Below are 11,873 nucleotides of genomic sequence, written 5' to 3'. Positions count from 1 at the left end.
GTGGTCTTCTTCGCCCGGTCCTCGAACGCGCCCGCGCACCCGACCCAGAACAGGTACTCGAAGTCCTCGGTCTCGCCCGCTTTCTTGATCTCGAAGTCGAGACCCTTCGTCCAGTCCTCGCGCGTGTTCTGCGGGGCACCCCACGGGTTGCCCTTGTTCTCCAGATTGCGCAGCATCACGCCGGCCTCGGAGGGGAAGCTCGACTCGATCAGCACCTGGTAGCGGCGCATGTCGACGATGTGGTCGATGTGCTCGATGTCGACCGGGCACTGCTCGACACAGGCGCCGCAGGTGGTGCAGGACCACAGCACGTCCGGATCGATGACGCCCTGCTCCTCTTCCGTGCCGATCAGCGGGCGGTTTCCTTCGGCGAGCGCCAGGACGTCCAGGCCGGCGTGTTGATCCTCGCCGCCCGCCAGCAGATACGGCGCCTTCGCGTAGGCGTGGTCACGCAACGACAGGATCATCAGCTTGGGCGAGAGCGGCTTGCCGGTGTTCCAGGCCGGGCACTGCGACTGGCAGCGGCCGCACTCGGTGCAGGTCGAGAAGTCGAGCAGACCCTTCCAGGTGAACTGCTCGACCTGAGCGACCCCGAACTGGTCCTTTTCCGGATCGGCCTCCTCGAAGTCGAGCGGCTTGCCCTCACTCATCATCGGCTTCAGCGCGCCCAGACCGGAACCGGCCGGCTTCTCCGGGCTGCGCTTGAAGAAGATGTTGAAGAACGCCAGGAACCGGTGCCAGGCCACACCCATCGTCGGGTTCAGCGAGATCGTGATCAGCCAGCCCATCGAGATCATGATCTTCACGCAGGCCACCACCGTCGCCCCGGCCGACCAGGCCGGGAGCGCCGCGCCGACCGCATGTGACAGCGGGGTGGCCCAGGCCGGGAACTCGAACGTGTCGTTGGCGACCTTGAAACCCCGGATCAGGAACCCGCAGATCAGTACGCCGACGATCACCGCCTCGACGAAGTAGGCCTGCCACATCGTCGATCCGGTGAACCGGCTCCGCGGCGCCCGCCGGGTCCGCTGGCGCACGAATACCAGGTAGAGGATGCCGGCCAGGCCGAAAATGCCGATCCACTCGGTGGCCAGGCCGAACACGACCCAGTGGCCGATCAGGGGCAGGCTGCCGGTGGGCGTGACGACCTCGAAGTAGGCCTCCAGCACCAGCAGCGAGAGCACCAGGAACGCGACCATCACGAACCAGTGGGCCGCGCCGATCATCCCCCACTTGAGCATCCGGGTGTGCCCGGCGATCTCGCGCAGCATCGTCGCGGCCCGCCGGCCCGGATCGGCGAAACGTTCCGGCGCCGGTTGACCCCTCCTGATCACCGCGGTGACGGTCCGCACCGCCCGCACGGCGAGCACGACCGCCACCACGGTGATCAGGGCGGCGACAACGGAGGCGACTACTTCGACTGCCCGCACGGTTGCTCTCCACTCGTGAGCCCGGCCGGTTGACCCGGGGACACTCAGAATATAGTTTCATTATTGTCAAATAGTCGAGAGAAGAGGCGGGGATCGCGTGACCGCTGCACCGCGCTTCACCAGCATGTCCGAGGTCGTCGATCGGCTGCTCACGGTGGGCTACATCGCTGACGACACCATCTCCGGCGTGGTCTACCTCGGCGATCGGCTGGACAAGCCGGTGCTCGTCGAGGGCCCCGCCGGCACCGGCAAGACCGAGTTGGCCAAGAGCGTCGCCGCGCTCACCGGCGCCCGGCTGATCCGCCTGCAGTGCTACGAAGGGCTGGACGAGGCCAAGGCACTCTACGAGTGGGACTACCGCAAGCAGCTCCTGCGCCTGCAGGCCCCGGGGGCCGACGCCGAGGCCGACCTGTTCGACGAGCGGTTCCTGATCACCCGCCCGCTGCTGGAGGCGATCCGCTCCACCGAGCCGGTGGTCCTGCTGATCGACGAGGTCGACCGGCTCGACGTGGAGACCGAGGCGCTGCTGCTGGAGGTGCTGTCGGAATACCAGGTCTCCATCCCCGAACTGGGCACGGTCAAAGCCAACCAGATCCCGATGGTCTTCCTCACCTCGAACGGCAGCCGCGACCTGTCCGAGGCGCTCAAACGCCGCTGCCTGTTCCTCTACCTCGACTATCCGACGATCGAGCGGGAGCGCGAGATCGTGCTCTCCCGGGTGCCCGGCATCTCCGAGCACCTGGCCACCCAGCTCACCCGGGTGGTCCGCTCGCTGCGCGCCCTCGACCTCAAGAAGCGCCCCTCGGTGTCGGAGACCCTCGACTGGGCCCGCACCCTGATGATCCTCGGCGCCGAAGACCTGGATCCGGAGACGGTCCGGCGCACGTCGCCGGTGCTGCTCAAGAATCAGACCGACATCGCCACCGCCGGCGCCGCGATGGGCGAGATCGTGTCATGAGCCGGGTGATGCTGCTGCACGGTCTGGCCTCCTCGTTCGCCCGCAACTGGCGCGACCCCGGCTGGGTCGACCTGCTGACCGAGGCCGGCCACGACGTCACCCCACTCTCGCTGCCGGGGCACGGCCTCGGACCCCAACCCACCGACCCGCAGGCGTACGCCGACAACACCGGCCACCTCCTGCGGGAGATCACCCGGGCCATCGGCAACGGCGGGGCGCGGACCGCCGCGGTCGGCTTCTCGGCCGGCGCCGACGGGCTGCTGAACGCCGCGGCCCAGGCGCCCGCGAGGTTCGATCGGCTGGCCCTGCTCGGCATCGGCGACGCGGCGCTGGCCGATGACACCACCGCGACCGACCGGCTGGCCGCCGCGCTGGCCGGCCCGGAGGACCCCACCGACGTGCCGACCCGGCTGTTCCGGCGGATGGCCGCGGCCGCCGGCAACGACCTGCCGCCGATCGTCGCCTACCTGCGCCGGCCCCGCCGGCCACCGGAGCCGGAGGAGCTGAAGCGGATCGCCTGCCCGGTCCTGCTCGTGCTCGGCGACCGAGACCCGGCCGGCCCGGCCGATCGACTGGCCGGTGCGCTCCCGGACGCCCGGCTGGTGACGCTGCGCGGCGTGGACCACTTCACCACCACCTCCTCCCCCGCGGCCATGGAGGCGGTCATGCGCTTCCTGGCCGCATAGGCCGGCCATGCTCAACACCCTCGCCGGCCTGGTGGCCGAGCTCCGGGCGGTCGGCATTCCGGTCTCGCCCACCGAGCACATCGACGCCGCGCAAGCTCTCGGCCAGGTCTGGCTGGGTGATCGGGCCGCGGTCCGGGCGGCGCTGGCCGCCACGCTGGTGAAGAACCCGGAACACGCCCGTGCGTTCGCGGTCGTCTTCGACCTGTACTTCTCTCTCGAGAAGACCGGGGGTTCCCTTGATAAGACGGTCGGCGACGAGGAACTCGTCGAGGTGCTGTTCCGGGCGCTGCGCGACGACGACCGGGTGATCCAGCGGGTCATTGCCGCCGAACTGGTCGGCCGGCACGCCCAGATGGTTCCCGGCCGCCCCGTCGCGGGCACCTACTACCTGTTCAAGGCGTTGCGGCCGGCGAATCTGGAGGGCCTGCTCGAACGGCTCGGCGACGAGACCGCCCAGGCCCAGCTGGACGGCCGGATCAGCGCCTTGGAACGCCGGCTGGCCGACGAGGACCACGCGACCCGGGTGGACGACTTCCGCGCGGAGGTCGAGTCGGAGATCCGGCGGCGGCTGGTCGCCGATCGCGGCGCCGAGGCGGTGGCGCGGACGCTGCGCAAGCCGCTGCCCGAGGACATCGACTTCCTGCACGCCTCCCGGACGGAGATCGCGGTGCTGCGCGACGAGCTCCGCCCGCTGTCCCGCAAACTCGCCGCCCGGCTGGCCCGCCGGCGCCGGGCCACGAGCACCGCCCCGCTGGACATCCGCCGCACCGTACGCAACTCGCTGTCGACCGGCGGAACGCCGGTGACGCCGGTCTTCCGCCGCCCGCACCCGGCTCGTCCGGAGCTGATGGTGATCGCCGACATCTCCGGCTCGGTGGCGGCGTTCGCCACCTTCACCCTCCAGCTGATGTACGCGCTGCGGACCGAGTTCTCCAAGGTGCGCAGCTTCGTCTTCGTCGACGGGGTGGCGGAGGTGACGGAGCTGCTGGAGCGGGCCGAGACGATCGCCGACGTGGCCCAGGAGATCAACGCCGGCTCGGCCGCGGTCTGGCTGGACGGCCGCTCCGACTACGGGCACGCGTTCGAGCTGTTCGCGGAGCGCTGGGGCACCGAGGTGCGCGGCCGGACGTCGGTGATCGTGCTCGGCGACGCCCGCAACAACTACCACTCCTCGCGGGCCCGGAGCCTGGGCGCGATCGCCGCGCGGGCCCGGCACCTCTACTGGCTGAACCCGGAGCCGGCGGCGGCCTGGAACGACGGTGACTCGATCATCGGCGAGTACGCTGCGCACTGCGACGGCGTCTTCGAGTGCCGCAGCCTGCGGCAGCTCAAGCGCTTCGTGGAGGAGCTGGACTGACCCGTGCCGACCCTGCTGGTGGTTCACCACACGCCGTCACCGTCGGTGGAGGCGATGCTGGAGTCGGTCCTGGCCGGCGCGGGCACCGACGAGATCGAGGGCGTGACCGTCCAGGTGCGGGCGGCGCTGTCGGCCACCGCGTCCGACGTCCTGACCGCCGACGGCTATCTGCTCGGCACCCCGGCCGCGATCGGCTACATGTCCGGCGCTCTCAAGCACTTCTTCGACCAGGTCTACTACCCGTGCCGGCGGGAGACCGCGGGCCGGCCGTACGGCCTGTTCGTGCACGGCAACAGCGACACCACCGGCGCGGTGCGCGCGGTGGAGTCGATCGCGACCGGCATGGGCTGGCGACCGGCGTCCCGGCCGGTGGTGGTGCTCGGCGCCCCCGCGAAGCCCGATCTCGACGCCTGCTGGGAGCTGGGCGCGACGGTGGCTGCCGGCCTCGCCTGAGTGGGGCCGCCCGGCGGACGGCCCCACATGATCAATCCCGGACCAGGCAGAGGGCGTCCACGGCGGCGAAGCCGTCCGGGCCGTAGATGATCGGGTTGATGTCCAGCGACGCGATCCAGTCGTGGCCGCCCGCGGCGAGCCGGCCGGCAGCGGTCAGGATGCCGGCGAGGGAGTCTAGGTCCCAGGCCGGCTGGCCCCGGAAACCGTGCATCACCTTGAGGTCGGCGAACTCGTCGATGAGTTCCCGGGCCTGTTCGGGGGTGACCGGGGCCATCCGGCCGCCGACCCGGCCGAGCGCCTCGACCAGCACGCCGCCGAGACCGAAGACCACCAGCGGGCCGAGCTCGCTGGCCCCCTGCAGGCCGATGAACGCCTCACCGCGCGACTCGACCATCGGCTGCGCCACGGTCAGCGGGGACAGCCCGTCGGCGGCCGCGATCTCGCGCAGTTCCTTCACCGCCGTCGGCAGATCCGCGTTGGTCACCCGCAGCCGGACGGCGCCGTGCTCGGTGCGGTGGCCGACGTCGGCCAGCTTCACCACGTACGGGCCGGGGAACGGGGGTCCGGCATCGGCCGGGTCGTCCGGCACGAAGTAGTACGGCGCGACCGGGATGCCGGCCGAGGTGAGCAGCTCCATCGACTCCCGGAACGGCAGCATGCGCCCCTCCGGGATCTCGATGAGCTCCGCCGTGGGCCGGGGCACCGCGGTCGCCTCCGGCGCGGCGGAGGACGACCGCTCCCGATGCCGGACGAACGCGCCCATCGACTGCAAACCCCGCACCGTCGGGCGTACGCCGCGGCCGAGCGCAACCGCGCCGCGGCCCTGATCGGTCCACTCGGCCGGAGTGCCCGAGCAGTTCGACATGACGAACGGCTTGTCACTGCGCTCGGCGGCGCCGGCCAGCTCGGCCACCAGTTCCTTGCCCCCCGTCTCGTCCTCGTCGGCGAGCGGGTGGACGTAGAGCAAGGCATCGGATTCCGGAGAGGTCGCGTACCGGTCGACGACCTGGTCCCAGATGGTGCCGCCGAACCCGGTGGTGTCCAGCGGGTTGGCGACGGTGACCCCCGGGATGGTGCTGCGGACCCATTCGCCGAGCCCCTCCATCGGCGGAACCTCGAGACCCTCCTGGCCGGCGATGTCGTACGCCAGGGAGGCGAACCCGCCGGTCATCGTGATCACCGCGAGACCGTCCACCTTGGACCAACGGCGCGGCTCGAGCTGGTCGAAGAACTGCAGACGGTCGACCAGCTCCTCCGGGTCGTACGCCAGGATGACGCTGGCCTGCCGCAGGGCCACGTCGTACACCCAGGCGTCGCCGGTCAGCGCCGCCGTGTGCGACGCCGCCATCTGCCGGGAGCGGGCGCTGCGGGCGAGCTTGAGCACCGCGACCGGCTTGCCCGCCGCGTGCGCCCGGGCGACCGCGGCGAAGAACGCGGCCGGCCGCCGGATGGTCTCCACGACCAGGCCGATCGCGGTGGTCTCCGGGTCGTCGGTGAAGTAGTCGACGTAGTCGGCGAGATCGGTGACCGCCTCGTTGCCCGCGGAGATGATGACGTTGAGGCCGACCCCCCGGTTCTCCCAGGCGGCCATGGCCACGCCGCTGAGCATCGCGCCGCTGTGCGAGACCACGGAGATCCCGCCGGGCCGGCGCTTGTGGCGGCTGGCGATGGTGAGACTGATCCGCCGCCGGACGTTGATGTAGCCGAGGCCGTTGGGGCCGACGACGGCCAGGTTGCCGCGCCGGGCGGTGGCGGCCAGCCGGTCCTGCAGCCCCCGGCCGGCCTCGCCGGTCTCGGCGAAGCCCCCGGCGATCAGCACCAGGCCACCGATGTCGCGTTCGGCGACCTCCTCGGCCAGATCGGTGCTGCGCTCGGCGTTCAGGGTGCTCAGCACCACGTCGATCGGCCGGTCGAGTTGACCGAGGCTCTTGACGGCCGGCCGGCCGAAGACGGTCGGGTTCTTGTGATGGACGAAGAAGACCTCGGCCTCGCTGTCCAGCGTGGGCTCGATGTACTCGGCGAATCGCGACGTGTCGCTCAGGCCCACGACGGCGACCGACGTGGGTTTCAGCGTCCGTTCCAGGGAGGAAGTCATCTGTGGCACCCCGCCGTCAGGCGTCGAACGGATCGTTGGGGATGTCTTCGGTGGTGAAGAAGTACGGTGCGTTGAACGTGTCCGCCGGGTCGGCGGCGACCGTGGTGGGGCTCGTCCTGGTGGTGCGCACCTTCTTCTTGTCCAGCCATGCCTCGACCGAGTCGAGGTCGTGCACCTTGAACGTGATGCCGTAGATCATGTTGCCCCACTGCGTCACGTGCTTGCCGAGCGGCGACTCGTCGTCCAGCGGCTGGGCCAGCTGCAGCAGGCAGTCACCGATGTGGACGATCTGGTAGCGGGAGCGGGCCCCGTCGTCGACGCCCTCGGCCACCGGCACCGCCTGCATGGTGTCGACGTACACCCGGACGGCCTCGTCCAGGTCCTTGACGCCGAGGGTGATGTAGGCGAGCCGCTTGATGCCCAGCGGGTGCACCTGGTCCCAGATCTTCACCTGCGAGGTCCAGGTGCCGAGCTGGCGCGGGTCGTCCGGCATGTCGACCGCGCACAGCTCGACCATCAGCCCGCCGGTGTCGCGGGGGCTGGGGTAGAAGTAGACCGTCTCCGGATCCATCTTCTCCAGCTTCCCGCCGCCGGGCTGTCCGATGTAGACGCCCTTCTCGATCAGGAAGTTGCCCAGGCCGACCAGGTCGTCGACCTTGTAGCCCACCGAGTGCAGGTGCTGGCCGAACTTGTTGTAGAAGCGGCCGACCGGCTTCTTCGGGTCGGCCGGCATCTTCGGCGCCATCGTCTCGATGCACAGGTCGGCGATCTGGATGAGCCCGGCCCAGCGGTCCTCGACCGGCAGGAAGTTCGGCTCGTCGACGCCCATGAACATCAGGCCGCCGAAGACCTCCTCGTAGAATTTGTTGAGCTCCGGCACGTCGTCCGTCATGTGCACTGAGTGGATCATCAGGCCGATGCCGAAATCGCCGGTCTTCTTGACTGCCTTCTGCACGACAACCTCCTTCAAACAGCCCGTGTCACAGGGCTTCGTAGACGACCGTCACCGGTGGGTTCTTCGTGGTGTCCATGGCGCCGGTGAACTCCACCGCGCCGCTCTGCATCCCGGCCCCGAGCGCGCCCAGCACCGCGCCCGGGCCATCCGCCTCGATCTCGTAGACGGCCAGGAACTGGTGGGCCGGGGGTTCCGGTGTCGCCTGGACGTCGGCGGCGCGGTAGCGGTGCACCTCGCCGACGCCGGGCACGACCGCCCGGATCTGCGGGACGTGGGTGTTCTCGTACCAGTCGAGGAACTCGTCCTCGCGACCGGCGGCCGCGTTCGTGAGCGCGACCATGACCAGCTTCGCCATCCTGGATCTCCCATTTCGTCAAGTGCTGTCGCGGCCGGTCAGGCCGCGTCCGACAGAGCGCGCACGGTGGCCGCCGCGGTGCGCCGATCGCGGTCCCCGACGGTGGCGGCGGCAAGCGCCTGCGCCACCGCGTCCCGCACGACCCGGACGGCGTCCGGGCCGGACTCCGGCACGACACCGTCGATCAGGCCGAGCGCGTGCAGGTCCTTGGCCGTGATCCGCATCGCCGAGGCCAGCTCGGCGGCCCGGCCCGGATCGCGGTAGAGGATCATCGAGGCCGCCTCCGGCCCGATCACCGAGAAGACGGCGCCGGAGAGCATCAGCAGCCGGTCGGTGTGGGCCAGGGCCATGGCGCCGCCGCTGCCGCCCTCGCCCACGCAGAGCGCCACCGTCGGGGTGCGGCAGCCCGCCATCGCCAGCAGCGTGCCGGCGATCTCGCCGGCCACCCCGTCCGACTCGGCGGCCGGCCCCGGTTCCGCACCCGGCGTGTCCACCAGGGTCAGCACCGGCAGGCGCAGCCGGTCGGCCAGCCGGACGGCGCGCTGGGCGAGCCGGAAGCCGGCGGCGTCCGGCCGGGCGCCGCCGTCCCCGCGGGCGTGCCGGTCCATCGCCACGACGACCGTGCGCAGGCCGCCGATCGAGGCGAGGCCGGCCCGCACGGCCGGGTCACGGCCGCGCAGGTCCACCCACGATTCGGTCAGCCAGGCCGCCCACTCCAAACCGGACGGCCGGCGGCGGCCGCGCGCCCGGGACAGCACCGCCCACGGGTCGCTGGGCAGGTCCGAGTCGTCCGGGTGGTGTGCCCGCCCCGACGGCGGGTTCAGCGGCCGGGGGCGGCCGCCGAGCGCCGCCGACAGCCAGCCGAGCTGCTCCGGCTCCGGCACGAGCGCGTCGACCAGGCCGTGCCGGTACGCCGATTCGGCCGTGTGCGAGGTCTTCGGCGGCCATTCGCCGGTCACCTGCTTGACCACCCGGGGGCCGCCGAACCCGATCGTCGCGCCCGGTTCGGCGGCACGCAGGTCGGGGAACGAGCCCCACGAGGCGTACACCCCGCCGGTGGTCGGCGAGCGGTAGACGGCCAGCGAGAGCAGGCCGGCGTCGGCGTGCGCCCGGGCGGCCGACGCGGTGCGGGCCATCTGCACCAGCGCGAACATGCCCTCCTGCAGGCGCGCTCCGCCGCTGGCGACGATCTCCACCACCGGCAGCCGGCGGTCGGTGGCCCGGCGCAGCGCCCGGACCACCCGCTCGCCGACCGCGGCGCTCATCGTGCCGCCGTGCCGGTCGAACCGGCTGCGGATCAGGGCCACCTCGCGCCCGTCGACGAGCGCCAGCCCGGTCGTGACCGCCTCGTCGGCGGCCCGCGGTGGCTCGTAGCCGGCGAATCCCAGCGGGTCCGCCGAGCGCAGGCCGGCGTCCCACTCCGTCAGCAGTTGCGGGCCGAGCACCGGGTCAGCTCTCGTAGAGGTAGAAGCCACGGCCGGTCTTCCGTCCCAGCCAGCCCATCCGCACGTACTGCTTGAGCAGCGGCGGCGGGAAGTAGCGCGGGTCCTTGTACTCCTCGTACATCGAGGCCGCCATGTCGTGCACGATGTCCAGGCCGATCAGGTCGGACAGCGCGAACGGGCCCATCGGATGGTTGAAGCCCAGCTTGATCACGTCATCGATCGACGCCATGTCGGCGACGTTGCGCTCGTAGGCGCGGATCGCGTCGAGCAGGTACGGGACGATGAGCAGGTTGCCGACGAAGCCGGGGACGTCGTTGATCAGCACTGGCGTCTTGCCGAGGTCCTCGGCGAGCTGCCGGGCCTCCTCGACCACGGCCGGGTCGGTGGCCGGCGTGCGGATCACCTCGACCAGCTTCATCACCGGCACCGGGTTGAAGAAATGCAGGCCGACGACGCGCTCCGGCCGCTTGGTCGCGGCGGCCAGGATCACCAGCGGGATCGTGGAGGTGTTCGAGGCCAGCAGCGCGTGCGCCGGGGCCAGCCGGTCGATCTCGGCGAACAGCTCGCGCTTGCGCTCCACGTCCTCGAAGGTGGCCTCGATGACGACGTCCGCCTCGGCGAGCACGTCGAGGCTGGTGCCGATGCTCAGCCGCTCGAGGGCGGCCTCGCGGTCGGCGGCGCTGATGCGCTCGCGCTTGACGAGCCGGTCGAGCCCGGCGACGATCCGGCCCCGGCCGGCCTCGGCCGCCGCGTCGTCGCGCTCCACCACCCGGACCGGCCGCCCGGTCTGGATGGCGACCTGGGCGATGCCGGCCCCCATCGAGCCGCAGCCGATGATCACTATCTGCTTCGTTGTCATTGCGCTGTCCTTCCGATCTCGTCCGCCCGTCCGAGCCCCGCGTGCGGGGCCCCGACGAGAGCGACGCGGTTGCCGAAGACCTCGATGCCTTCGCCCATCTCGTAATGCGCCCGGCCGATGTCGGCGAACGGCAGCACCTCGCCCAGGGCCGGGTCGATCGCGCCCTGCCGGACCAGGTCGTTGTAGGCGTACGCCTGCTCGTCGTTGGATCCGTGCGAGCCCTGCAGGCGCTTCTGGAAGACCCACTGGTAACGCAGGTCGACGGTGGCCGAATAGCCGGTGGTGCCGGCGCAGATCACCACCATCCCGCCCGGCGCGCAGATGAAGACGCTGGTCGGGATCGTGGCTTCACCGGGGTGTTCGATCACGAGGCGCGGGGCCTGGCGCTCGCCGACCACCTCGTAGAGCGCGTCCCGGAACCGCCGTGCCTCCTTCGACCAGGACCGCTGGCCGCCGGCGTCGGTCCAGTGCGGCGGGATGCCCCAGTGGGTGAACTCCTTGCGGTTCAGGTAGCCCTTCGCGCCGTACTTCAGGCAGTACTCCCCGCGGGCCCCGTCCGAGACGACCGCGACCGGCACCCCGCCCGCCGCCTTGACCAGCTGGATGGCCTGCACGCCCAGGCCGCCGGAGCCGCCCCAGATCAGCACCACGTCGCCGGACTCGAGCGTGTGCCCGGCCCAGCCGTGCAACATCCGGTAGGCGGTGGTGCCGACCAGGGTCGGCGCGGCCGCCTGCTCCCACGTCAGGTGCGGCGCCTTCGGCATGCACTGGTGGGCCTGGACGACGGCGAACTGGCCGAAGGAGCCGAAGTTGGTGTTGTAGCCCCAGATCTTCGCCGAGGGCGCGAGCATCGGGTCACGGCCGGCGGTGACCCACGGGTCGTCCTGGTCCCACCAGCCGTGGTGAACCACGACCTGGTCGCCCAACGACACCCCGGTCACCCCGGCGCCGACCGCGTAGACGATGCCGGCGGCGTCGCTGCCCCCGACGTGGAAGTCCCACGGCTCGCCCCGGCGCTGCCGCTCGGCGATGACGTCGATCGGGATCCCGCGGGCCGCCCACACGTTGTTGTAGTTGATGCCGGCCGCCATGACCGCGACCAGGACCTGACCGGGAGCGAGCGCGGGCACCGGCACCTGCTCCACTCCGAAGGCGGTGCGCGGATCGCCGAAGCGGCCGGCGCGCACGGTCTGGGCGAACATGGTCTCCGGGACCTCGCCGAGTGGAGGCAGCTCGCCGATCGACACGGCCATTCGGGAACCTCCGAAGCACTTAGATTG

At 71.3% G+C, this 11,873-nt stretch carries 11 protein-coding genes; 4 read left to right on the top strand and 7 right to left on the bottom strand.

Annotated elements, in window-relative coordinates:
- The coding region (locus tag AB0E90_RS45285) for a (Fe-S)-binding protein (RefSeq protein ID WP_360418723.1) at positions 1-1,430 on the bottom strand (1,430 nt) is incomplete at its 3' end.
- Between the two features lie 97 nt (positions 1,431-1,527).
- Between AB0E90_RS45285 and AB0E90_RS45280 the strand changes: the two genes are divergently transcribed.
- The 4 genes from AB0E90_RS45280 to AB0E90_RS45265 are packed head-to-tail and all read left to right on the top strand — an operon-like array spanning position 1,528 to position 4,884.
- A complete protein-coding gene (locus AB0E90_RS45280; protein WP_360418721.1) occupies positions 1,528-2,388 on the top strand; it encodes a MoxR family ATPase in 861 nt (286 codons plus the stop codon).
- A complete protein-coding gene (locus tag AB0E90_RS45275; protein WP_360418719.1) occupies positions 2,385-3,074 on the top strand; it encodes an alpha/beta fold hydrolase in 690 nt (229 codons plus the stop codon). The genes AB0E90_RS45280 and AB0E90_RS45275 overlap by 4 nt, the downstream gene beginning before the upstream one ends.
- 7 nt (positions 3,075-3,081) lie before the next feature.
- The gene (locus tag AB0E90_RS45270; RefSeq protein WP_360418717.1) at positions 3,082-4,431 is read left to right on the top strand and encodes a VWA domain-containing protein; all 1,350 of its coding nucleotides are present in this window, start codon (positions 3,082-3,084) and stop codon (positions 4,429-4,431) included.
- A gap of 3 nt (positions 4,432-4,434) precedes the next feature.
- Positions 4,435-4,884: an NAD(P)H-dependent oxidoreductase gene (locus AB0E90_RS45265; protein ID WP_360418715.1), complete on the top strand. Its 450-nt coding sequence runs from the start codon at positions 4,435-4,437 to the stop codon at positions 4,882-4,884.
- Positions 4,885-4,915: 31 nt separating this feature from the next.
- Here AB0E90_RS45265 and AB0E90_RS45260 read toward each other — a convergent pair whose 3' ends face one another.
- From AB0E90_RS45260 to ccrA, 6 genes are read right to left on the bottom strand one after another with little or no spacing between them, the layout of a single operon-like run.
- Complete coding sequence (locus tag AB0E90_RS45260; RefSeq protein WP_360418713.1) at positions 4,916-6,979, bottom strand: acetate--CoA ligase family protein; 2,064 nt, start codon at positions 6,977-6,979, stop codon at positions 4,916-4,918.
- Positions 6,980-6,995: 16 nt separating this feature from the next.
- On the bottom strand, positions 6,996-7,934 hold the full coding sequence (locus AB0E90_RS45255) for a VOC family protein (protein ID WP_360418711.1): 939 nt from the start codon (positions 7,932-7,934) through the stop codon (positions 6,996-6,998).
- Positions 7,935-7,959: 25 nt separating this feature from the next.
- Entirely contained in the window at positions 7,960-8,289 is a 330-nt protein-coding gene (locus AB0E90_RS45250; protein WP_360418709.1) for a hypothetical protein, read from the bottom strand.
- A gap of 38 nt (positions 8,290-8,327) precedes the next feature.
- The gene (locus AB0E90_RS45245; RefSeq protein ID WP_360418707.1) at positions 8,328-9,764 is read right to left on the bottom strand and encodes a carboxyl transferase domain-containing protein; all 1,437 of its coding nucleotides are present in this window, start codon (positions 9,762-9,764) and stop codon (positions 8,328-8,330) included.
- Complete coding sequence (locus tag AB0E90_RS45240; protein ID WP_360418705.1) at positions 9,739-10,593, bottom strand: 3-hydroxybutyryl-CoA dehydrogenase; 855 nt, start codon at positions 10,591-10,593, stop codon at positions 9,739-9,741. The genes AB0E90_RS45245 and AB0E90_RS45240 overlap by 26 nt, the downstream gene beginning before the upstream one ends.
- Positions 10,590-11,846: a crotonyl-CoA carboxylase/reductase gene (gene ccrA, locus AB0E90_RS45235; protein WP_360418703.1), complete on the bottom strand. Its 1,257-nt coding sequence runs from the start codon at positions 11,844-11,846 to the stop codon at positions 10,590-10,592. The genes AB0E90_RS45240 and ccrA overlap by 4 nt, the downstream gene beginning before the upstream one ends.
- Between the last annotated feature and the right edge of the window lie 27 nt (positions 11,847-11,873).

Origin of the sequence: Actinoplanes sp. NPDC026619, assembly GCF_040638295.1 — a bacterium.
In the GTDB taxonomy this organism is placed as follows: Bacteria; Actinomycetota; Actinomycetes; order Mycobacteriales; family Micromonosporaceae; genus Actinoplanes.
Note: the sequence above shows the minus strand (reverse complement) of the source record. Positions and strands in the feature narration are given on the sequence as shown.